Source organism: Dyadobacter koreensis (assembly GCF_900108855.1).
Lineage (GTDB): Bacteria > Bacteroidota > Bacteroidia > Cytophagales > Spirosomataceae > Dyadobacter > Dyadobacter koreensis.
This window is the reverse complement of sequence record NZ_FNXY01000008.1, coordinates 215939-240044: the sequence shown is the minus strand read 5'-3', so window position 1 is coordinate 240044 and position 24106 is coordinate 215939. Positions and strand designations below refer to the sequence as shown.

At 43.4% G+C, this 24106-nt stretch carries 20 protein-coding genes; 9 read left to right on the top strand and 11 right to left on the bottom strand.

The annotated features are described in order from the left end of the window. Window positions 1-3 precede the first annotated feature (3 nt). The 3 genes from BMY70_RS24410 to BMY70_RS24400 all read left to right on the top strand — a co-directional run bounded on the left by BMY70_RS24410 (window position 4) and on the right by BMY70_RS24400 (window position 3324). Complete coding sequence (locus tag BMY70_RS24410) at window positions 4-516, top strand: molybdopterin-dependent oxidoreductase (RefSeq protein WP_143072158.1); 513 nt, start codon at window positions 4-6, stop codon at window positions 514-516. A 337-nt stretch (window positions 517-853) separates the two neighbouring features. Continuing rightward, on the top strand, window positions 854-2080 hold the full coding sequence (gene nhaA, locus BMY70_RS24405; protein WP_090339413.1) for a Na+/H+ antiporter NhaA: 1227 nt from the start codon (window positions 854-856) through the stop codon (window positions 2078-2080). A 602-nt stretch (window positions 2081-2682) separates the two neighbouring features. After that, entirely contained in the window at window positions 2683-3324 is a 642-nt protein-coding gene (locus BMY70_RS24400; RefSeq protein WP_090339412.1) for a Crp/Fnr family transcriptional regulator, read from the top strand. 25 nt (window positions 3325-3349) lie between these two features. Here the strand turns inward: BMY70_RS24400 and BMY70_RS24395 are convergent, their stop codons facing one another. From BMY70_RS24395 to BMY70_RS24385, 3 genes are read right to left on the bottom strand one after another with little or no spacing between them, the layout of a single operon-like run. Further along, the gene (locus tag BMY70_RS24395; protein ID WP_090339409.1) at window positions 3350-3739 is read right to left on the bottom strand and encodes a YidH family protein; all 390 of its coding nucleotides are present in this window, start codon (window positions 3737-3739) and stop codon (window positions 3350-3352) included. Between the two features lie 32 nt (window positions 3740-3771). Then, window positions 3772-5142, bottom strand: a complete 1371-nt coding sequence (locus tag BMY70_RS24390; RefSeq protein WP_090339406.1) for a sensor histidine kinase — start codon at window positions 5140-5142, stop codon at window positions 3772-3774. Then, window positions 5139-5816, bottom strand: a complete 678-nt coding sequence (locus BMY70_RS24385; RefSeq protein WP_090339403.1) for a response regulator transcription factor — start codon at window positions 5814-5816, stop codon at window positions 5139-5141. Before BMY70_RS24385 ends, BMY70_RS24390 begins: the two co-directional genes overlap by 4 nt. A gap of 178 nt (window positions 5817-5994) precedes the next feature. Between BMY70_RS24385 and BMY70_RS24380 the strand changes: the two genes are divergently transcribed. From BMY70_RS24380 to BMY70_RS24365, 4 genes are all read left to right on the top strand, one after another. Further along, the gene (locus tag BMY70_RS24380) at window positions 5995-6303 is read left to right on the top strand and encodes a response regulator (RefSeq protein WP_090339401.1); all 309 of its coding nucleotides are present in this window, start codon (window positions 5995-5997) and stop codon (window positions 6301-6303) included. A gap of 84 nt (window positions 6304-6387) precedes the next feature. Continuing rightward, a complete protein-coding gene (locus BMY70_RS24375) occupies window positions 6388-7767 on the top strand; it encodes a TolC family protein (RefSeq protein ID WP_177197130.1) in 1380 nt (459 codons plus the stop codon). Between the two features lie 21 nt (window positions 7768-7788). After that, on the top strand, window positions 7789-10995 hold the full coding sequence (locus BMY70_RS24370) for an efflux RND transporter permease subunit (RefSeq protein WP_090339395.1): 3207 nt from the start codon (window positions 7789-7791) through the stop codon (window positions 10993-10995). Next, on the top strand, window positions 10976-12079 hold the full coding sequence (locus tag BMY70_RS24365) for an efflux RND transporter periplasmic adaptor subunit (RefSeq protein WP_177197129.1): 1104 nt from the start codon (window positions 10976-10978) through the stop codon (window positions 12077-12079). The genes BMY70_RS24370 and BMY70_RS24365 overlap by 20 nt, the downstream gene beginning before the upstream one ends. A 522-nt stretch (window positions 12080-12601) precedes the next feature. On the opposite strand, the gene BMY70_RS24360 is transcribed toward BMY70_RS24365, so the two are convergent. The 6 genes from BMY70_RS24360 to BMY70_RS24335 form a co-directional block, all read right to left on the bottom strand. Continuing rightward, window positions 12602-13663: an ArsO family NAD(P)H-dependent flavin-containing monooxygenase gene (locus BMY70_RS24360; RefSeq protein WP_090339389.1), complete on the bottom strand. Its 1062-nt coding sequence runs from the start codon at window positions 13661-13663 to the stop codon at window positions 12602-12604. Beyond that, window positions 13650-14744: an ACR3 family arsenite efflux transporter gene (gene arsB, locus BMY70_RS24355; protein ID WP_090339385.1), complete on the bottom strand. Its 1095-nt coding sequence runs from the start codon at window positions 14742-14744 to the stop codon at window positions 13650-13652. Before arsB ends, BMY70_RS24360 begins: the two co-directional genes overlap by 14 nt. Before the next feature lie 108 nt (window positions 14745-14852). Then, on the bottom strand, window positions 14853-15266 hold the full coding sequence (locus BMY70_RS24350) for an arsenate reductase ArsC (RefSeq protein WP_090339382.1): 414 nt from the start codon (window positions 15264-15266) through the stop codon (window positions 14853-14855). A gap of 119 nt (window positions 15267-15385) precedes the next feature. After that, entirely contained in the window at window positions 15386-15883 is a 498-nt protein-coding gene (locus BMY70_RS24345) for a GNAT family N-acetyltransferase (RefSeq protein WP_090339379.1), read from the bottom strand. Between the two features lie 75 nt (window positions 15884-15958). After that, window positions 15959-16537, bottom strand: a complete 579-nt coding sequence (locus BMY70_RS24340; protein ID WP_090339377.1) for a DUF6428 family protein — start codon at window positions 16535-16537, stop codon at window positions 15959-15961. 45 nt (window positions 16538-16582) lie between these two features. Next, complete coding sequence (locus BMY70_RS24335; RefSeq protein WP_090339374.1) at window positions 16583-16912, bottom strand: ArsR/SmtB family transcription factor; 330 nt, start codon at window positions 16910-16912, stop codon at window positions 16583-16585. 318 nt (window positions 16913-17230) lie between these two features. On the opposite strand from BMY70_RS24335, the gene BMY70_RS24330 reads away from it, so the two are divergent. Together BMY70_RS24330 and BMY70_RS24325 are read left to right on the top strand one after the other, a co-directional pair. Further along, window positions 17231-19618: a TonB-dependent receptor gene (locus tag BMY70_RS24330; RefSeq protein ID WP_090339371.1), complete on the top strand. Its 2388-nt coding sequence runs from the start codon at window positions 17231-17233 to the stop codon at window positions 19616-19618. Between the two features lie 2 nt (window positions 19619-19620). Further along, on the top strand, window positions 19621-20889 hold the full coding sequence (locus tag BMY70_RS24325; RefSeq protein WP_090339368.1) for a PepSY-associated TM helix domain-containing protein: 1269 nt from the start codon (window positions 19621-19623) through the stop codon (window positions 20887-20889). A 53-nt stretch (window positions 20890-20942) separates the two neighbouring features. Here BMY70_RS24325 and BMY70_RS24320 read toward each other — a convergent pair whose 3' ends face one another. Further along, on the bottom strand, window positions 20943-22409 hold the full coding sequence (locus BMY70_RS24320; protein WP_090339365.1) for a BNR-4 repeat-containing protein: 1467 nt from the start codon (window positions 22407-22409) through the stop codon (window positions 20943-20945). 233 nt (window positions 22410-22642) lie between these two features. After that, the gene (locus BMY70_RS24315; RefSeq protein WP_090339363.1) at window positions 22643-24100 is read right to left on the bottom strand and encodes a RagB/SusD family nutrient uptake outer membrane protein; all 1458 of its coding nucleotides are present in this window, start codon (window positions 24098-24100) and stop codon (window positions 22643-22645) included. Window positions 24101-24106 lie beyond the last annotated feature (6 nt).

The following is a 24106-nucleotide window of genomic DNA, read 5'->3' as shown; positions in this document are numbered from 1 at the left end:
ACTATGTCCAAACCTAAATTTTCCAGTCGCAGCATTGTTGTTAGTTTTTTGCTGCTTTTAGCCGTTTCATTTTCATCACTAGCCCAAAATACGGCGACGCTTTCTATTACCGGAGAAGTAACAACACCCCTGGATCTGAAACTGACAGATCTGGCCAGCTTTAAACAGGTAAGTCATAAAGTAAAAGACCGCGACGGAAAAGAACATGAATTTGCTGGAGTTGCCTTGATCGAGATCCTGGAAAAGGCAGGCGTTACAACCGGAAGCAAGTTGCGCGGTGAAAACCTGGCTAAATATCTGCTGATCTCGGCGGCCGATGGCTATGAGGTCTTGTATTCTCTTGCAGAAATCGATCCTGACTTTACAGACCAGGTAATTTTGCTTGCCACATCTAAAGACGGCCAGCCACTTGCAAACGGCGAAGGCCCATTTCGGATTATCACGCCCAACGATAAAAAGCCCGCCCGCTGGATACGGGAAGTGCGTTCTATCAAAGTCGCATTTGCCAAAAATTAAGATGTCTAAGACTGTAAAGTAAAATCACGACGACACATAGTTCATTGGGGATGAAATGACTACTAGCTCAATTATTATTACTTTCGGTTTTATAAATGCCTGTTCGATTTCATAGGCATGAACCGCTGAGCAGAACACAGAATCAACTAAGCCTTAAACTGCTACCTTGGCTTCTCGTGAGCCACACTCAGCGTGTTCCACTGTTTTTTTATAAAACCGATCTGTCCCTGGCAATCTCTTATAAAATTGGTAAAACCATTCAGAATACCTTTTTTTCATTTCTTGTGTTTGGGAAGTTTGGTTTCAGTTTTGACCATTAATGACTAGCTTTACCCTCATGGCAAAGCAAATTAACCTGAAATCTTTTCAAGAATTCCTTAAGTCCAGCTCAACCGGCGGAATCATTTTGATCATCTGTGTGATCGTTTCTCTCATCATTGCAAACTCCGGTGCAGGAGCTGGCTTCGAGGCACTGTTGGCTTCCGAAATTGGTGCTGATATGGCCGGTGTTCATCTGCGTTATCCTATTCTGCTCTGGATTAACGACGGCCTAATGGCGATCTTCTTCCTTTTGGTTGGACTTGAGATTAAACGGGAAATGGTAGAGGGAGAGCTTTCCTCAATTAAAAAAGCCTCTCTTCCCATACTTGCCGCAATAGGCGGCGTATTGGCACCCGCCCTGATCTATTTCTCATTGAATTCAGATACAGAAACAGCCAGTGGCTGGGGAATTCCCATGGCAACTGACATTGCCTTTGCCATTGCCATCATTTCGATGCTGGGAAAACGCGCACCTTCTTCTTTAAAAATATTCCTTTCGGCTTTGGCTATTGTAGATGATTTAATGGCTATCCTGGTTATTGCTATATTTTATTCCACTGATATTCAATACACTTATCTCTTATATGCGTTTGGAATTTTCATCTTCCTGCTGCTGCTAAATAAACTAAAAGTTAAAAATCTAGCTGCTTATCTGATCCCAGGCCTATTCATCTGGTATTTTATTCACCATTCAGGCGTGCACGCTACCATTGCAGGTGTTTTGACAGCGTTTGCCATTCCTACCACCCCTGACGCAACTGAATCACCTCTTGAAAAGCTGGAACACATTTTGGTCAATCCCGTGAATTTTCTGATTATGCCGGTTTTTGCACTGGCCAATACCAATATTCAGTTTGAGTCACAGATGCTGCAAGGACTTACGACTGCATTGGGTCTCGGAATCATTGCCGGCCTGGTGATCGGCAAACCGCTTGGCATCACCCTCTTCTCATGGATAGCTGTTAAACTTGGTATAAGTAAAATGCCAAAATATGCCACTTGGGCTCATATCGTTGGTGTGGGTATGCTTGGTGGAATAGGATTTACAATGTCCATATTCATTGCCCTGCTGTCTTTTTCAGGAAAGACATTAATTCTTTCTGAGGCAAAATTTTCTATTTTGACCGCTTCGGTTATTTCGGGGGCACTTGGCTATTTTTGGCTGGACCAGGTTGCAAAGCGGTCGAAAGTTAAAACCGGCTTACGAGCAGATCAACCATTACAACAGGATAGTGATCTGTGACTACGTTTCGCAAAAGATAAGCGATCATCGGCATACTATTCAGCAATACAAAATCCGGGTTTTCAGTAATGTTGCGAGTCTGTAATTTCCTGTTTTTGGTTAAATTAAGTCATTCTGTTTTATAAAAAATAAACAGCGAGCATTGCTAAATGCAATCAGTATCATTAAATAATGTAAACTAGCTATCAACGTAGTCTAAGCTTCCATCTTTGTTTGGTTCAATTTCTTGATATGGTCCATGCAGAGCCAATTCATAACCAAAATTTCCGGATCACTATGGTCGCTGCCGGTGTTCCTACGGAAATTGATGGCGCATGCATGTAGTTCCTAAGCTGAAGGGAGAGGCCCCTGACCCACCAAACATCTTATCTGGAGTTCGATAGATAAATACCCAGGCTTTGGATGCAATTATTTCCATCTTTGCCTCCTTTGTTATATAAAATTGAGGGTTGTTGAAAGTCCGGGAAGTGATAAAAGTCACACACGGGAAATATTATTTTTTTCAACTTTACAAACGACGAAGTCTTTAAGGTTTCTGAACATTGGAAATCTTCTACAAAAGTTTTGATTAAGACAATACGCCCGTTTTAATTATTGATCCTATGATAACTGAAAGTATTTCCTATTACCTGGACCATGTTTTTCCTGATTTTGAACCTGAATTAAAACAGCGGTTGGCAAAGGATTGCATCCTGAAATATATACCCGCCGGAGAGGTAATTATGCGGACAGGACAGTTCATTAAGCATACCTTGCTGATTGGCAGCGGCAGAGTGAAACTTTATCGCCAGGGTGATGACGGCGAAGAAGCTTTCATATACAACCTGGAACCCGGAAGCGCCTGCGCGCTATCAATGATCTGTAATACCAAACAGGAAGCCAGTGAAATTATGGCCAAAACCGTTGAAGATACCGTTGCGATCATGATACCGATCCAACTGATGGACGAACTGATGCAGAAATATAAAAGCTGGTATTATTTCGTGATTGCTAATTACCGGGCCCGTTTTGAAGAACTATTGGTTGTATTTGACAATGTCGTTTTTAAAGGTATGGACGAAAGATTGGAATTCTATCTGAAAAACCATTTTGAAAATCGCAAAACCAATATCCTGACCATCACCCACCAGGAAATAGGAAATGACTTGAATACTTCCCGGGAGGTCGTATCAAGATTACTAAAAAAAATGGAGCAGGACAAAAAGATCAGGCTATTAAGAAATAGTATCCAGTGGCTTTCCTGAAAATATGCCGGTATATGTGCTTACGTTAAACACTCTGGATCAAATATACAATCAGCACGATACTAATCAGCAAAATCACGCCTGTTAAAATGCTGGTAAGAACCGTGGACGGCTGGTAAGTTCCGTTTCTGAGTTGTTGATCCGTTTTTCGGTACTGCCAGAAAGAAAACAGGATAGACAAAACACCCATCGCTACAAGTACAATCCCGATGATCGCGGAATATCCATGCGAAGGTATCTTGATTTTCTCGCCCAGTACCAGACCAATTTGTTTGACAAATAAAGAGAATTTGACCACTACAAATCCAAATGCCATAATCCCGATACCAGTTCTTATCCACGCCAGATAAGTCCTTTCATTGGCCAGATGATCGTTGGGCTTAAAAGGAGAATTGTCTTTTTCTTTTTCATCCATACAACAAATATAGCGCTGATTATAACTTAAATTCAGGAAAGAGAAAAAGTCGGTAAAAGGATGCAAACTGTGGTACCCTGCCCATCTGGAGAATCTACCGTCAACTGTCCCTGGTGCATATCGATGATTTTTTTGGCAATAGTAAGTCCCAGTCCAAAACCTGGAAGATTTCCGACATTAGCAGCTCGCATCATCGGCAGAAATACATCTTCAAGCTGGGCCGCGGGAATGCCGATTCCCTGGTCAATCACCTTTATCATCACCAGATTCAAATCGAAATCAACACGCAGTGTAACGGGTTTGTTCTGAGAATACTTGCTTGCGTTTTCCAGAATATTATTAAGAACTGTACGAAGCAGTGTTGGATTTCCAAGTATCCTGATTGCTGAGGTGTTTTCTGTAAAATTATCCGTCAGTTGCAGTTCGATATGCTGGCCTGGATGCTTTTCTCCGAAATAAGTAATCGTGTCCAGTATTGTATCAACGATATTGATATCTTCCTTGAACTGCCCTGCCTGCAACCCTTCCACTTCTGCCAGATGAAGCAGAGAGTTTGCCAGATTGATTGCCCCCTCAAGACGTACAAGTGCCTTCTCCAAACTTAGTTTGGTGTCTTCCAGATTTTGATCGTAAGCCAGAGAAGTTTCCAAAACACCTTTTACGACCGTCAGCGGCGTTCGGATTTCGTGAGAGGCATACGCAACAAAATGCTCCTGACTCATCGCCAAAGCCTGGAGCCTGGAAAGCAGTTCGTTAAAAGAACTTGCCAGATAAGCCGCTTCATCACCTTCTGATTTGGTGGAAAGCCGAAATGAAAAATCATTCACAACCGCCGGGTTCATTTGCCCTATTAACCCATCAAAGGGACTGAGAGCCCTTCGGGCAAACCAAAATCCGGCAAAAGCAACAATGCCCAGCATGATCACATTACCTGTTATCAATATAAACATAAGGCTTTCAATCGCTTGCCTACCAGTCAGATCATAAGCCGTTACAACTGAAATATAGTTTTTCCCGTCGATTTTAAATGATAATGCAACCCCCTCCTTTAAAGAATTCCACGGTTTGGCCTTATACTGAAAATACACCTCCTTTTTGCGTGCCTCTGCAAACAAATCTGATGTCAATTTATAATCCTCCGTACCGGAAGACTGATAGAGCAACTTATTTTTTTCGTCGACTATCCATTCATGCTGTTCGGGCAAGGTAAGATAACTTGAACGGTGAAATTCCATGCGGTCCTGAAAATATAATTGTCCGGCGAGCGCCCGTCTTTGCAGCCTATTGTGCATCAGAGATTCACGGTAGGATTCGTAATTCTGATAAATAAAAACAGAAAACAAAAGCAATAAAGTAGCCACCAAAACACCGAATCCGATGGTAATTCTTCGCTTGATGCTCATGGCTCCGCTCCGATCATGTACCCAACACCAAAAACAGTATGGATAAGCCGGGGCTCCGATTGGTCAATTTTTCGTCGCAAATAGTTCACGTAAACATCAACCACATTCGTATTGGTATTAAAATGTACATCCCAGACATTTTCAAGCAGATCTACCCTGTTGATAACCTTTCCCTGATTGAGCATCAGATATTCGAGCAGCGCATATTCCCTGGCGGTCAGCTCTATCCGTCGGCCTGCCCTCCATACTTTGTGTGAATCTGTTTCCATTTCAAGATCCAATAATTGCAGTCGCTTGGCCATCGGAGCTCGTGACGGGTGTCGTCTCGCCAATGCTTTCAGCCGGAACAACAGCTCTTTAAATGCAAAAGGTTTTGATAAATAATCGTCTGCTCCCGCTTCAAAACCCAATACTTTATTATCCAGGCTACCTAGTGCGGTAAGCATGATCACAGGAATTGCCGGCCAGTTTTCTTTGATAAAACGGCAAAGGTCAAACCCATTCATGCCCGGAAGGTTCACATCAAGGATGACCACATCAAAGCGATGCTCATTAACCATACTACGCCCGATAACGCCGTCGAAGGCGACCGAAACCGACACTCCTTCTGAAAGCAGCCCCTTTTGAATAAACTGGGTTAGTTCCACATCATCTTCAACGACTAAAACATTCATAGTTTTTATTTCATCTCATACATTTCATGTGGTAAAAGTAAGCAACCGCACTGGAACACCTGCTCAAAGCCGCTCTTCTAATCATATTTTAATAACCCTCTAACTACCCTCTAACCGGATCAGTATTTACTTTGGAACATTGATGCCAACGTTTATGACATTAAAAACAAAATGACCTGTGTATCTGATAGATGACGAAGAAGACGATCCTATTTTATTTGAAATGGCAGTTAAAAATAAACATCTGGATTGCAATGTAAGCCGTTGGGTCGATGGGGAAGATTTCACTTCAAAGCTGGTCAAAAATAAAAAACCAGCACCAATCCTAATTTTTCTTGATCTCAAATTACCAGCGTTCAGTGACGTCGAAGTACCACGTCGGTTCTGCACGCTTCGTTTCGCATCGCTCTTTCCAGCTTTCATTCTGTCTGGCTCACAGTTACCGGGAGCTATTTCCCGGGCATACAAAGTTGCTGTTACAAGTTAGATATCAAAACAGGCAATTCAAAGACCAATGAGTCAGCACATTAGAAAAGGCCATTCATTTTGCGAAGAAAATATTAACCAGATTATGAAAAGAATAACACACCGTTTAATCGGTATTTTAATCGTTTTGTTTTATCCGTATACACTTTTGGCCCAGGTGATGGGAATAGAGGACGCAGTGAATGCGACACTTTCTAATTATCCTTCGCTGTCAGCAGCGCAGTCTGCGCTGGAAGTTGTGCGTGAGAATGCCCAAGTCATTAAAGACAACCGGCTTCCGAATGTCCGTTTGCATGATCAGATCAATGTCGGTACGGCAAACGGACTTTCGGGATCTTATTTTTCAATGGGGCTTATTGTTCCGACTTCCGGCGGTAGGCGCCCGGAAAACAGCTCAGATCTGGCTTCGGGCAATATTGCTTTGGCAACTGCTGACTGGGAAGTATACAATTTTGGACGTTTCCAGGCGGAAGACCGTCTGGCTAAGGCTGACATTCTGGTAGGTGAAGCGGCAGTTGAAAATGAAAAGTTTGGTATCCGCCAGACGGTCATCAATACATATCTGGACCTGCTCTGGCTAAGACAGACCATTAAAATCGAACAACGCAATATTGCGCGCGTCGATACCGTCCGAAGGATCATAACGAATCTGGTACATAACGGAATTCGTCCAGGTTTGGATTCCTCCCTGGCCTCCGTGGAATTCTCGCGGGCAAAGCTTAATTATTTCCAGATGCAAGAGCAGTTACAGAGAGCCTTCATCCAACTTGCTACGCTAACCGGCCGGCCCGTAAATCAGCTGGAAATTGATACGACTTTTCAGGAGCAAGCTCTGTTGATGCAACCTCTCGATATGAAACTCACAGCAGATCATCCGCTGCTGCGATATCAAACTAACCTGGTCAACCGGCAAAATTTCGAAGTAGAACTCATCCGTAAGTCTGCGTTGCCAAAGGTTTCACTACTTGCGTCCACATGGGCGCGTGGGACGAGCCTGGATATAGATAATAATTTCGGCCCGCTCGGATCAGGGTTTGGATATAGCCGGACAAATTTTTTGGTAGGCGTAGCTGCAACAGTAAACCTGACTGATTTTCACCGGATCAAAAACCGTTCTCAATTGCAACAATGGCGGATCAAACAAGCGCGCAGTCAGCTGCAAACCCAGCAAATCCAGCTACAAAACTCGCTTACTACCTCTGACTCTGTCATGGCAACCGTTAGACTGGCATTAATGGAGCTTCCGACCGCTCTGAATTCTGCAGAAAGGGCTTATCAACAGCGGCTTTCGCTTTATAATAACGGAATCGAAAATATTCTGGGCCTGACCGATGCACTGCAACTTCTGACAACCGTCGAAAAACAGGCTGTCAGTATCCAGCGAAGGGCGGTAGACGTTCGTCTGCAACGTGCGTATGCAACCAGCAATTTTGACGATTTCTTCTCACTTTTCCGTCGACAATAAATCCTTTTATAAACCAGATTTATGTTATCAACTTCATTAAAACGACCCATTTCAATACTGGTACTCGTCGCAGGACTGATCGTTTTTTCGGTCATGTCCGCAACCCGGATACCTATTGACATTTTCCCGCGACTTAATTCGCCCGTGATTTATGTCATCGAGCCTTATGGCGGGATGTCACCTGCACAGATGGAAGGATTTTTTGCCACCCGGATGCAGGATCAGTTCCTGTATATTGGCGGAATAAAAGAAATTTCCAGCCGGAGTGTGCAAGGTTTAACCGTTGTAAAACTGGCATTTTATGAAGGTAGTGACATGGCACAGGCTTCGGCCGAAGTAGCAATTCAGGTCAACAGGGCTATGAAATTTTTCCCGCCCGGAGCATTGCCTCCGCAGGTGGTCCGCTATGACGCGTCCTCGGTACCGATTGGCGATCTGGTTTTCAGCAGTAAGACCCGCTCATTAAAAGAAATTCACGAGCTGGCCGTAACGCGTATCAGGCCTCTGTTTTCAACCGTACCCGGACTGACCGCGCCGCCTCCAATCGGGACGAATGCGAGAACGGTGGTTATTAATCTTAATCCCCAGAAAGCGCGCAGTTTAAATATTTCTCCCGACCAGGTCGTTGAAGCGCTGGCTGCCAATAACGCGATGACGCCTTCCGGGAACATTCGTGTTGGCAATACATCTTACATTACCACCCTTAATTCACTGGAAGAACAGGTTGCAGATTTTGGTCAGATACCCGTTTCAACCGATGGGCACCGGACAGTTTTCTTAAAAGATCTCGCAAATATTCAGGACGGATCCGATGTTACGGCTGGTTACGCGATTGTCAACGGGAGCCGGTCTTCCTATATTCCTGTTGTAAAAACAGCGGATGCTTCTACCTGGGATGTTGTTACTGCCTTAAAGGCTAAATTGCCGGAAATGCGCAGTTTACTCCCCGATGATATTGAAGTGAACTACGAATTCGACCAGTCCATTTTTGTGATCAACGCGGTAAAAAGCCTTCTTTTTGAAGGAGGCCTTGGCGCAATTTTGACTGGCTTAATGGTACTGCTTTTCCTGGGCGACTGGCGCTCCTCGGTGATTGTGATTGTGACCATACCTGTGTCAATTATTGCTGCAGTTTTATTTTTGAGCCTTGCCGGACAGACCATCAACATCATGACTTTGTCAGGACTGGCCTTAGCAATCGGAGTACTTGTGGACCAGGCAACGGTAACGATTGAAAATATTCACCAGCACCTGGAAATGGGTAAACCCAAAAAACAGGCTATTTATGATGCCTGTCAGGAAGTTGCCTTGCCATTGCTTCTTATATTACTTTGTATTATTGCCGTATTCGCACCGTCATTTATTATGAGCGGAGTTCCCCGGGCGATGTTTCTTCCGCTTTCATTATCAATCGGTTTTGCCATGACCGTATCATATCTTCTGGCGCAAAGCCTGGTACCTATTCTGGCAAACTGGATGCTGAAAGATCATTCAGAAGCCGCACACGCCGGCAGTTCTAACAAAAAGCCCTCCTTTTTTGACCGAATCCGGGAAAGTTTCATGGGTCAGAACCGAAAGTTGCTGCGCAGCAACCGCCTGATCGTGATAGTATATTTTCTGGCGGTTTTTGCTCTTGCAGCGGCAGGTTTTATGCTGATTGGGAAAGACATGCTTCCGCAGCTAAATTCCGGCCAGATGGTGATCAGGCTAAAAACTCCTGATGGAACGCGTCTGGAAAGAACGGAGGAAAAAGTGAGTGAACTGATGAGCATCGTTGATCAGGCTTCCGACGGCAACCTGGCAATTTCTTCGGCATATGTTGGCGTTGTCCCTACCAATTATGCAACAACAAACCTGTATGTGAGCACCAGCGGTTCTAATGATGCCGTTATCAAAGTGGGACTTAATGGTGCGTATCACACGAATATGCAGGATTTAAAAGAAAGGATCCGTGATGCGGTGAAAGAGCAGATGCCCGATGCCACCTTGTCTTTTGAACCCGCCGACCTTACAGAAAAACTAATGAGCGGCGGTGCTTTTACGCCAATCGAAGTGCAGGTAGCAGGACGGGATATGAAACAGATCGAAACGTATGCCAATAAACTTGTAAACGGTTTATCACAGGTTGACAACCTCAGGGATGTGCGTATCGTACAGCCGCTAAAATTCCCAGTGATCAATATCAAACTGGACCGGCAAAAGCTGGCTGCTATGGGACTTAATTTGCAGAAAACAGCGCGCTCGATCACAGCTTCAACATCGTCGAGCCGATTTACCGAGAAAAATCAGTGGCTTGATGCGAAAGCTGCCTACACCTATCAGGTACAGGTGCAGATTCCTGAGTTTGCCATGCGAAATCTTTCGCAGTTACAGGAAATCCCCCTTGTATCCGGCCAAGCTCGTCCGGTACTGGCCGACGTAGCAACTTTTTCGATAGATACTCTTCCCGGAGAATATGCCCGTATAGGCCCAAGACGTTTTGTAACCGTCTCGGCAAATCTGCACCATACAGACTTGGGCACAGCAACGACAGAAGTCGAAAACGTGATCGCAGGTCTTGGGGAAGCACCAAAAGGGCTGGTAACGCAGGTGAAAGGAATGTCTTCTTTATTAACTGAAACACTTAATAGCTTGCAACTAGGATTGGGCATCGCCATTGTCGTCATCTTCCTTCTGCTCGCAGCCAACTATCAATCACTTAAATTATCACTGGTTATACTCTCCACAGTGCCGGCTGTTATTGTGGGTTCAATCGCAATCCTTCTTTTGACAGGAAGCACACTGAATTTGCAATCCTATATGGGCATTATCATGTCAACAGGTATTTCTGTTGCCAACGCGATCCTGATCGTTACCAACGCCGAACGCCTGCGCTGGGAATACCGCGATGTTCGGCGTGCCGCATTGGACAGTGCCGGACTTCGTCTTCGTCCTGTATTAATGACGAGTTTCGCCATGATCGCCGGCATGGTTCCCATGGCCTTAGGAACCGGAGAAGCAGGCGAGCAGGTAGCACCGCTGGGCCGTGCTGTGATCGGCGGATTAATCGCTTCGACGCTTGCCGCCCTTTATATCGTACCACAGATTTATGTTTGGCTGCAAGGTAAAACCAATTTCGAAGACCCATCACTTTTACCCGATGAAGTTAATTCATCTCAATTTATTGTTAGTCCCAATGGCAGTTCTCACTCAGATCAATCTTCAACATATGAAAAACATACTTTATAGCGGCATGTCTTTGATGTTATGCATCGCAGTTTTGACAGCCTGTTCTTCATCGGAATCTGATGAAGCCAAATCAAAAGAAAAGAAAAAGAAATATTCACCAACCTATCAGTTTGGCAAGGTTTCACAGCAGAAGGTAGGATCGGAAATTCAGTTACCTGGAGAATTTCTACCCTTTCAACAGGTCAGTATCTATCCAAAAGCAGACGGTTTTGTTGAAAAAGTGCTGGTAGACCGAGGATCGAAGGTTCATAAAGGTCAGGTGTTAATGGTGCTCGAAGCACCTGAAACTGAGGAACAACTCGTTGCAGCCCGCTCGAATTACCTCAAGGCAAAAGCAATGCTGGTAGGTAGTGCAGAACATTACAGAAGGCTGGTTGCAGGAAGTAGAATTAGCGGTTCCGTATCCGCGTTGGATCTGGAAAGTGCGCATGCAAAAATGATGGCAGATAGTGCAGCGGCTATGGGTGAACAGGCGAATTTCGGCGCATTAGCCAAAATCAAATCGTACCTGGTAGTCCGCGCACCGTTTGACGGCGTTATTACAGAAAGAAATGTTCATCCGGGTGCCCTCGTCGGATCAGGTTTAAGACTATCCGGGCCCATGCTGATGCTTCAGCAGCAAAACCGTCTTAGGCTGGTTGTTGATATTCCCGAAACGTACAGTTTAGGTGTTGAGAACGGGAAAGAGGTCACATTTGAAGTAAATGCAATGCCTGGGAAAAAATTCACAGGAAAAATCAGCCGGCGCTCGGGTAACATGAATGAGAAATTTCGCTCAGAAACCGTTGAAATTGATGTCAAAAACAATGACCAGCTCATTAGACCAGGAATGTTTGCTGAAATCAGTATGGCATCCGATGGTACTGCCGGAGCATTGTCTGTTCCAAGTTCCGCAATTCTGACATCAACGGAAAGACAGTATGTAGTGAGGGTCCAAAACGGTTTGGTAGAATATGTTGAAATCAAACCCGGTCAGCAGTCGGATACGATGACAGAAGTTTTCGGAAATCTTCATGTTGGTGACAGTATTGTTACCAATCCGCGTAATGATCTGAAAAATGGGACTAAAATAGCGATGAAATGATTCGCGAGAATTGATAGCTCCGAGCTTAAATTAGAATCAACCATGTAAATTCAAGACAGTTGACAGTCTATTTGTTATGATCATTCTATTAATATTTTTTTTAGGAACAATAACTTTTCTGACAAGCCAGGTGATTCATAGGCTAGAATCAAGGTTGGGCATTACGAATAATGAAGGAAAGCGCCAAAAAAAACATAAGCAGTTACAGCTAAACAAAGATGTTCTGATCGACAGGTATTAATATAGCATAAAGCTGATAAAAAGGCTTTTTGGCCATATCATAAGATAAGACAGCTCAGAGATTTAGGTGACTTTTAGAATGGATTCATCTAAGTATTGCCACTGAATTTACATGATTCAGTGGCAATACTTATTCTGGATTTCAGTTATTCGCTGGTTCCTGGATGTTGAAAGTTTTTCGTATACATTTTCATCATGGGTCTGGTAAGTCTACCGAAAACGTCATTTTTCTTCCGATTTCATATTGGCAAGATATTAAATCCCATCAAAAAAACGTCTTTCTCAACGTTTCGTCTTTTTTAAATATTCAACTATTTCATTGACAGTCTGGCGCGCAGAACGACCAACACCAATTAAAGTAGCTGATGCAAATCCGGTAAAACTTCCGTATCCCACTAGCCAAAGACCTTCGACATCTATGGATCTGGTGCCCTCACATTCCATTTTTCCGTTCTTCTGCAAAATACCCAGATCTTTCAGATAACTGGTGGCATACCCGAATCCTGTACACCAAATAATCACGTCAAAGGATTGTCGGCTTTCATCCTGCCATACAACGCCGTCTTCAAAAATTTCCTTAAACGTTTCCCTGCTATTAAGCACACCGCGGGATCGGGCTTCTCTTACAGTTGGCACCATGACAATATGCCCAATATTATATTGAGCAGCATCGAACTGCTTCCCTTCTTTCATCGCATGATATTTGGCTGAAGCCACGTCAAAAAGCACTCTGCCATCGACATCGTCAGGTAGAAATTCAGGTTTATTTTGTGTCGCCCAAACCGTTTTTGCCACCTTTGAGACTTCTGCAAGGATTTGCGCGCCAGAATTGCCACCGCCAACAATCAGCACCGATTTGTCTTTAAACTGATCCGCAGTTTTATATTGTGACGAATGCAGCTGTTGTCCTTTGAATAAATCTTTTCCAGGCACCGAAGGAATAAATGGATTTTGAAAAGTACCGGTTGCGGAAATCACAGTCTTGCTTTGATAGTCACCCTGATCAGAAATTATAGTAAACAAAACTCCTTTTTTTTGAACATTTTTTACCTTTACACCATTTTTTATCTGAATCTGATAGCGCTCTTGATAAGCACTTAAATAATCCAGAACTTCCTGTTTTGAAGGAAATTCGTTTTTAGATTTGGGCATCATCCAGCCAGGCAGCGAGCTTTGTTCTGATGGTGAAAACAAAGTCAGAGAATTCCAGGCGTGCTGCCAGGCTCCTCCGGTATGCTGCTGATCATCCAGAATAATATATTCCAAACCGGCACGACGGAGAAAATAACCGCATGCCAAAGCGCTCTGGCCCCCACCGATTACAATCAGATCATATATTTTCATGGTGCGCAGCAATGGGATCAGCTTTATAATATTTGTCTCGCAGCCAAAACGCAACGTTGACCAGAGCAATCAAAGCAGGCACTTCCACCAGCGGCCCGATCACCCCTACAAAAGCTTGTCCCGAATTGATACCAAAAACGCCAATTGCCACCGCGATCGCCAGCTCAAAATTATTACCCGAAGCGGTAATGGCTATGGAGGCATTTTGAGAATAATCCGCTCCCTGCGCTTTTGCAACAAAAAAACTGACCAGGAACATAATAATAAAATAAATTACCAGTGGAGTAGCGATAAGCAGTACGTCCGTGGGTAATTGTAAAATGAGTTCTCCTTTTAACGAAAACATTAAAACAATCGTTGACAACAACGCCACAAGTGTGATCGGTGAAATAAAAGGAATAAACTTCTGTTCATACCACTGCTCGCCTTTCCAGGCTGTCAGTACGACACGGCTCAGCATTCCGGCAGCAAATGGAATCCCCAGATAAATACCTACACTGACAGCAATTTCTGCAATGGTTATGTTTACTACCAATCCTTTCAAACCCACCAAGGGAGGTAGGACCGTTATGAAAAAATAGGCATAAAAACTGTAAAGCAGAACCTGGAAAACACTGTTTAAAGCCACCAGACCGGCAGCATATTCACGGCTTCCTTCCGCAAGTTCATTCCAGACCAGCACCATGGCAATACAGCGCGCGAGGCCGATCAGTATAAGACCGATCATATAGTCCGGGTGGTTGGGAAGAAAAATAATGGCAAGAATAAACATCAGTACCGGCCCGATAATCCAGTTCAGGATCAGCGAAACGGTCATTACTTTGGTATTACGAAACACTTCACCCATTTTGTTATATTTCACCTTGGCAAGCGGTGGATACATCATTAAAATAAGTCCGACAGCCAGCGGAATATTGGTTGTACCGCTTGAAAAAGTATTGATGTAGGATGGAATGGGAGGCACGAAATTACCAAGACCTATGCCTATGGCCATCGCAATAAAAATCCATAAGGTTAAATAGCGGTCCAGAAAGCTCAATTTCTTTCGGTTGGCCGCAGGGGCGCAATGATTTGCAGACATAATTTTTTGCTAGCATCTTGATGCAGATAACGGTTAGCCCGCTGGTTAACCGTTATCCGCTGTTATCCTGAATCGGTTCAAATAAACAACCTGCCCGGCGCAGAATCGTTAAAGGTTTGTCTTCACAAAATCTTCAGAGTATTGCTTAATCATTTCCCTGACAGAGCGGAACTCCTCAAGTACCTCTTCTTCACTACCGGTTGCTTTGGCGGGATCCGGAAAATTATAATGGAATTTCTTTGCATTGGTAGGAAAATACGGACAACGTTCTTTGGCATTATCGCACACAGTGATCACGAAATCGAAGTCGATGTCAGAGTATTCATTTATGTTATTAGATGTATGACCGGAAATGTCAATCCCATCTTCGGCCATGATCGTTATAGCTTTCGGATTAACACCATGCGTTTCGACACCCGCACTGTAAACAACGGCTTGATTACCGGCAAATTTTCTAAGATATCCTTCCGCGATCTGGCTGCGGCAGCTATTTCCCGTGCAGAGTACTAATATTTTTTTCATGTGGATTGCTTTTGGCCGTCAGCTACCAGCAGCCGGCAATATTTATTTAATTGATTTATGTTATAAAATGGACAAAGGTGCATTTTCAGCAAACTTTATTGAAGGCCGATAACACGCACCTAATCAATTCCGGTTACTTTACTTCTTCTTTCAAGAAGATTTACACTTCGCCATACTCCGTTCATTTTTCCAATGTTTTCCCGAAATCCGATCAGCCTGAAACCATTTCTGATATGAAGATTCATACTTGCCAGGTTTTCTGCAAAAATTCCGGCTTGTAAAGTCCAGTATCCCATACTTTCACTTTCGCGGATTAAATGCTTCAAAAGCATATCACCAATCTTTTGGCCTCTGAATCTGCTGCCGACATATACGCTTACTTCGGCTACGCCAGCATAAACGCACCGACCAGAAACGGGAGTCAGTGCAGTCCACCCAACTATTTCTCCATGTTCATTTAGTGCAACATATCGTAAATCCTGCGTATGGGACTTGTCCCAAACCTCCCATTGCGGCGGACTTGTTTCGAGCGTCGCCTGTCCGGTTGCAATACCTTCTGCATAAATCTCGCAGACAGCCTCCCAATCACCAGACTTTAAATTCCGAATTGATATCATCACAAATGTGCATTTGAATTCCCTATCTTTAAATAGTGCATTGGTCAGCACCCCATAGCTGTTAGCTGAAAGACATTAACAGCACCCGCCGCCTGGTGTACAGCTTTGATTTTGCTCGCCGATGGTTTCCAATACGAGATTTTGTTTTAATGGCGCGACCATTTTGTCAGCAGGTGAACAGCATTCTTCACCCGCTGGCGTAATTCCACAACTCCCACCTCTGGTAATAGCTTTGCATTGTGTGTAGTCTGCGGTCAGTTTCACGGTAAATCTGTCGCCTTCTGAAATAAATTCAGATGGGTACATCTGGCGCGTATCAAATCGTGAATTGCCAAATTCAATTTTTACAATTCCAAGAGGGTTAAGTGGAAGCGATTTTTCAACCAGATTCATAATGGATAACGCTTTGCTTACCTTCATAGCGCGGTCTGTTTCAGCGATCGAAGGCTCCCAAAGCTGCAAAATAACTTCCGTCCAGCTATTCATCACGCCGCCGCAATCTACCGAAACAATCGGCGCTTGTTTGATCTCCGTAATATGATAAGACGCGTCGACATATAAATCTTCGGCATATTGAAACTGAAGTACCTTATCAGGATTTTCAACCAGCGTATTTTTAAACGCCTGCCAGTTCATCGGATCTGAATTATTCATTGCTATGTTACGATTAATTATAATAAGAAAATCTTTCCCCTGAAATTATTTGCAGCAGGTTACTGCAACTTCCGATTCGAAAATTTCTCCGAATATAGCCTTTGCTTCCAGCCAGACCGTTTCATTGATGCAATAACAAACCCTCGGCGGGTTAATCTCTCCGTGAAGAATCCCGATATTTTTCAATTCCTTCAAATGTTGTGAAACTGTGGCCTGCGCAAGCGGTAATACTTCGACGAGATCACCGCATACACATGATTTTTCTTTTAGTAAATGTTGAATAATCGCAATACGCGCCGGATGGGCTAGCGCCTTGGCCAAATCGGCAATACGGTTTTGCTTTTCGGTAAAAACTTGTGTCTTTGTCACTCCCATAACCCAAAGGTAAGAAGAATTTTTATTATCGCAATAATACGATAGACATTTAAATAAAAACTTTTGTTGTGCCGGATCTGAAAGGTTCGAAAAACGTCTGCGGCCGGGTTATATAGGTTTTAATCTTGTATTCAACAGGACAGAAAGTTTTCAAACACTTGTTTCCTGAGCTCATTCGCTGGGATCCAATTCGTGGTTAATTCTGCCATTGTCTTATTTATTTAAATTAATTATAAACAGCAAAGACAAGAATGACAGTTTATTTCTATATTTGTTATCATTAATCAGTCTAAATAATCCGAACCCTTCATTCGTTATATGATTAAACTTTACAAATCCCTGTTATTGTGCTTCATCGGTGCTGCCTGCTGTGCTCAAGAGGCTCAAATACGTGGTGTTATTACGGACAAAGAGAATAATGGTGCTGTCAGTTATATCCCCGTTCAGCTTTTCGAAAACAACAAATTTGTCAAGGGTGTTGTATCTGGACAAAACGGTGATTACAATTTTGATAAACTTTCAAGAGGAACGTATACTGTGAAAGTGAGCGGAGTCGGTTACGAACTTCTGCAGATAGATCAAATCACAATTACTGCTAAAAATCAGCATCACGAACTCAACTTGATTCTTCTACCCATGGTGTCCCAATTATCAGAAGTGATTGTGAAGGGCGATATTGGTGTTACCAAAATAGAACCTGGAAAAATTGTTTACAAAGCATCTGATCTTCCTGTCGCAAAAGGTTCGTCTGTGGGTGATATGCTCAGATTAATGCCCTCAGTTGCGATGGGTGGCCCTCCCGGTGTTCCTCGTGATATTCGTTACCGGGGTCTTGAAAAATCCTATACACTGGTTTTGATTGATGGTAAAAATGCCGGTATCACAGGAAATAACAGAGAAGTGGTATTGAATCAAATCCCTGTTTCAGCCATCGAACGGATAGAAATTATTGCCAGCCCGGGTGCTCAATATGATGGCGACGGAATGAATGGCGTTGTAAATATCATCCTCAAAAAAAATGCCCGTTACGGTACCCATGGCCTGATTATGGCTGGGATTAATAGTCTTGGTGGTTATAACGCTTCCGTGCAAGCCTCCCATAAAGTAAAATCAGCTGAATTTTATGGCGCCTATGACCGGAATCTGGTAGCCTTGACAGATGGAAATTCCATGACCGAAACCAATAAGGTGACGGTTCTGAAAAACGGGGAAGTATCAGGATATCAGGATATTTTTTCAAAAGAAAGCAGAAAAATAATTAGCGACAATATCAAATTGGGAATGCGCTGGAATCTTTGGAAGGGTGCAGACGTCCGTACTGAATATGTAAGAGGATGGCAAAAAGAAGAGAAAATAAAAACGCAGGACACCAGAGTGCTCAAAGCGGACCAGTCATTCGGGAGCCGTACACTTCGCACAGAAGATCAGACAGAGGACTGGAGTTTTAATGAATACATCGTTCAGTTTTCTCAGAAATTATCTGCGAATGGAAAACTTAACCTCTCCTATAATCACGTAGATGGGCATTATCCTAAACCGAAATACCAGACTGACCAAAAGCTCAGCGTAACCAGGGAGCCGCTCGACAGCAAACCGGCATTAACCAATACGTTTGAAAATAATTACGACCGGAATGATTTTATTCAGGCGGATTATTCTCTGAAACGTAATCACATTTTTACCTTTAACACAGGGCTAAAGTACAGCGGGCGTAATCGTGAAAACATTCAGATTGTAGACAAATTTGACTACAACAAAAACCAGTATATAACCAGCCAGAGCCCGACCAACAACTTTTCGAGCTCTGAAAAAATCCTGGCAGGCTATGCACAATCCGTGATGACCAAGGGCAGGCTTCGCAGCGAAATCGGGATTCGTGCTGAGTATACCGATTTCTATAATGAGACGATTGAGGCTGGTTATTCAACGAAAGGAAATTACTTCATTCCCTTGCCGAGCGCATCTTTTATATACAACCTGGATACCACTCAATTCCTTAAATTTTCGGTTGACAGAAAAATCAGACGCGCCAGTTTTAAGGATTTAAGTCCCTTCGTGGATAGCTCGGATGTTGCAAAAATAAAAACAGGGAACCCGCTGCTACGTCCCGAAAAAGCCTGGGGTTTCGAGCTTGGTTACATGAAAACCGCTTCTAAATGGAATATGGGTGTCAATCTTTTCCGCCGTCAGATTACCGGACTAATCCAGAAAGTATTGTATGACGTGGCTGACGGCGTGGTGCTCGAAAAGCCTGACAACTTCAATTCGGCCTACATTCAGGGCGTTGAACTGATCGGTGCGGTGCAACCTTTGCCTTTCTGGAGCATTAACGGGAGTTATTCGCGTTTTGGCTCTAAACTGAAAAATGAAAATGAAGGAGGCGGCGACGCCATCAAGGATCAGTTTAACTGGTGCGCGAAAATGATCTCTGATTTTACAATTGGGAAAAATACATTTTTCCAGGTTGCCTGGAACGGTATCGGGCCAAAAGTTTCCAGCCAGAAAGAAGAAAAAACACTGGCATATTGGGATGCCAGCATTTCACAATATCTGGTAAAGAAAAAAATAATGCTCAGTGTTCGCATGATGGATATTTTCAATACGAATAACAAGCAGACCATCGAGTATACAACCGCCCAAACCAGCGAAAAAGTACAGGATATTCCAGGCAGACAAGTTTTTATCAATCTTTCATACAGTTTCTGAAAATGGCAAAATCTTCATTCAAAAGTATAGCAAGCGTGTTGCATCTATGGCTTGGGCTTGCTTCCGGCATTGTGGTTATTGTTGTCAGCATAACTGGCTGCATTTTTGTTTTTGAAGAAGAAATCAGGAATGTTACCCAGAAAGAATATCGGTTTGTTCAACCGGAACTTCGTTCTAAAATAACACCCGCTACAGCCATATCAATACTCACCAAACAGTTCCCTGAAAAAGAGATTGAGCAGCTCAGGCTATTTTCTCAACCCGACCGCACCATGATCGCAAGGCTGGTTGATCCTGAAAAAATCCATTCTAAAAAAACGGGAAAACAGAAGAAAAACGATTTGGAGGATGACGAAGAAAATGTAAAAGCACGAACCATCGTTTCGCTCAACCCCTACTCCGGCCAGATTCTTGGCCCGTGGAATATGGAAAGCGATTTTCTGCATACAGTTGAAGAAATGCACAAGACTCTTTTAATGGGAGAAGTTGGGAAATGGATTATCAAAGTCAACATTGTCGTGTTTCTGACAATGCTTTTATCCGGACTGGTGCTCTGGTTTCCCCTTAAAAAAAATCAGGTAAAGAATGCTTTTAAAATGAAACTCGACGCGAAATGGCAGCGCATCAATTATGATTTCCATAATGTGCTGGGTTTCTATTTTCTGATTCCACTATTCCTTATAACACTGACCGGTATCTGGTGGGCGGTCAAACCGTCGCAGAAACTTGTTTATGCAGTTTTGGGTGAAGGGAAAAAAGCGGAGCCCAAAAAAGTGATTTCCATTCGTCCAGCTAATTTCCCGGCCGTAAAATTCAGTCCCGCAGAAGCTTTGGAAACAGTTTCAGCACGTAATGCGGGATGGAATGAGGCGCATATCAATTTTGCTAAAAAACCGAATGATCCAATCAGGATAAATCTGCGTTATCCATACCAGATTGTTAGAAAACAGAATGTTTTTGAGTTTGACCAGTATTCAGGCCAATTATTAAAATCAGAATATTATAAAGACTACACGACCGCGGATAAAGTCAAACACGCAAACCGTACTTTGCATACCGGCCAGGCATTTGGCTTATTCGGAAAAATAATCATGTTCCTGGCCAGCCTTTTCTCAGCAACGCTTCCAGTCACTGGATTTTTGATCTGGTATCAGAAGAAAAATAAAAAGAACAATAAAAAACAGCCGATACGTGAGGCGGTTGAATTTCCTGTTAAAACTGTTCAAAAAAGAAAGCCGGTAATGCAGCCGCGAGTTATTCAGCAAATCTGAAGTAAATTACTTCAAGTCGAAATACCAGATAGCCAGGAGCAATTATGTTCCTTTTAATTCATTTTTTTGATCTTTAACGGTTTCTCAAAATTAGCTTTCATCACTTTTGGAAGCATAAAAACATTTCCTTTCTTATCACAAAAATATAGTCGTGATTCTGATTTTTTTCTGCCGTCTCCATCTGCCCAGAATGCAAAAAAATCATCGTGGACATGCACTGGTTTCCTGGCATAAGAATGATTGTAAACACTGTTGAAAGTCAGTTGTTCCGATTGCCAGGTTTTTCCCTGGTTTTTGCTTGTCCAAAGAACCATTTCGCCTCCTGTATTGAATTTCTGAGGCCCCGGCACAGTCGGACCGACGATCCGCCATATTCCTTTCTTATCAATTTCAAGCGAGCCCATGTCATAGTTATTATCAGATGTGGTAACCGGCTGAATTATCCAGGTATGTCCGTCATATCTGGCCGTATGCCATTGCCTCGGCCCCTCCTCAGGCCCAGCCTGATATCCCTTACTGGTAATAAAAAGTATTACCGGACGACCAGCCTTATCATAGGCCAGATCATTGATATAAACATTTAACCCCTGTGACTTATATTCCTTAACCAATGCTTTGTTATTGACACTAACCAGTGGCAACTTAATCGTGTCTGCGCTCACGGATTGCCAGGTTTTCCCAAAATCCTGCGTTTCCATATAATACAGGTTTGTGCGGTAATTCAGCCCGTTTTCGCCCATTTTAATAGGGTGAAAATTAAACGCACTGCCAATTTTTTTATCCTTATAACTGCCACTGGTCTGATAGTGACCTTCTTCTATCATGGCCAGATCCTGCCACTCTGAGTAATGAACACCGTCTTTACTTGTAAAGAAACTAATCGTTCTTCTCGGTTTTTTAGGCTGACCCGGAATGACGTTACGGTCATAATGAGTAAACAGATTCAAAAATCCCTTTCCAGCCTGATACCAGCTTTGCAAATAAGAAAAATTATCCAGCGGTACCGAGTTTTCACCTGTCTTACGCTTCGCCATGATCTGTTCAAATGCGCTGACATCATAAGGTTTTAGACTTTTATGAATGTAAGAAGGCGTATTGGTTCCATGTGCGGTGGAGAAGATCCAGATATAACCCTCGGCGTCGATATTCATGACCGGATTGTCATGGGCGTTATCCGTTTTCTTGTCCAGAACGATGGTTGGCCTTGGTACTTTACCTGTTTTATGATCAAAATAAGAAACCATGTGCAGGAGCGTTTTTCCCGCCTCATCGGCACCTCCATAGCAGAAAAAGGTTTTATTAACCTCTTTTGCATAAACAGAAAAAGGGTAATGATTAGCGGGATAAGTTCCTAAACCACCGCTGTACTTGTAGACATATTCATCGTTGGACGGTTGATTGCTATACCAGATTCCCCTGTAACCGTTATCAGCTTTATTCAGTGTAAGAATTTGCTGAGCAGTCACTGCACTTATAGTAAAAAGTGATATGACAAAAATATAAGTAAGTATGTTTTTCATATAAATCAGTAAAAATACCGGATAGTTGTCAGCACCTGGCTATTCAACTATCCGGTAGGTCCTTTCGTCATCGGAGCTTGTTTTTAGTTATCAACCTACTCTCAGACCTTATCACGAATAATATCATGAGGAAGTTTTGGCATCGGCTTTCGACAATCCTCGGAGTTGTGTTTTTAGTATTAATCTGAAAGCTGATAGCTGACTGCCACTAGCATGCAAAATAGATCACGGTATTAATTATAACCAGGATTCTGGGTCATAACGGAGGGATTAATCTCTATCTGGCTGTCGGGTATCGGAAATAGTATATGGTGTGCCTGCATGCCTAGCGAAGACAAAACGGGTAATGCTCTTCCGGTACGTACCAGATCAAACCAGCGATGCCCTTCAAATGCCAGTTCCACGCGTCTTTCCTGCTCAACAGCAAGCCTGAATGCAGTTTGCGTTGGAACTGACAGTAACGGATTTATATCATTGCTGGTTTTATTCGCCAGGCCGGCTCTGTTTCTTATTTTGTTAAGATTAGTAAACGCAGGCCCTTCGGGAATGAACCCGATTTCATTCAGCGCCTCCGCATACATCAGAAGCACATCAGCATATCTGAGTACAATCCAGTTGTTATCACTGTCTAAGTTGGCAGCGGGTGCACCCAGATATTTGGCTACATAATTTTGAGAGACCGTGGTGCCACTCAGTACATAACTCGTACGCATCGAAACATTTTTACGGACATCAGCAGCCTCGTAAGCCTTACTGATATCTTCCGTCGGAATATTTTGTCCAAGCGGATTACCGATACCAGATATCACCGTACCTGACCCAATAGGAGCAAACTGGTTTGTATAGGGGCTGCCCTCTCCGGTGGAACCTTTTTTGAACTGCACTTCAAAAATGGATTCTGCATTATTTTCATTGGCAATACCAAATACCCCGGCATACGTGGGAAGCAGTTGATATTCATTCATATCGATCAGCTCCTTTAACTTTGCCGCGGCCGGCTGCCAGTTTTTTTGTGTCAGATATACTTTCCCCAGCAGTGCCATTGCAGCCCCTTTGGTCGCCCTTCCGATATCCGTACCAGTATATTTGTTAGGCAATGATTGTTCAGCATCTTTCAGGTCCTGAATAATGCTTTGATAAACTACTTCGGATGACTCGCGCTTATAGCTGTAACCTTCAGAAGGATTATTAATGACCTGTAAAACCAAAGGAACATCTCCGAATATCCGTACCAGATTGAAGTACATCAGTGCCCTGAGAAACTTAGCCTCCCCGGTATATCTTGCTTTCAGCGTTTCGTCCATGGCCACCGTTGCGATTTTTTCAATAACAAGATTGGCCGACTGAATCCCCTGATAATGCCCGCTCCATGTCGTGCTGCTGATGGTATTGAAAGCATTATTCTTAAACTCGTCTACCTCCTGAAGGTTTGCGCCGGCATTGGGATTTGGTATCCAGGTATCATCAGAACGGAGGTCACCGATGATGTGCATGGAGGAGTAGTATAACCCACCGTACTGTAAAGCACCATAGGTGGCGGTGAGTGCATTTTTCATATCCTCCCCCGTTTGATAAAAGTTATTTCCGTTCAGCTGTGAAATTGGCGCCAGATCCAGAAAGCTCTGGTCACATCCTGTCAGGGAGGCCAAAAGTACGGCTCCCGAAATCCATATTTTTTTAAAACTTTTCATGATTAC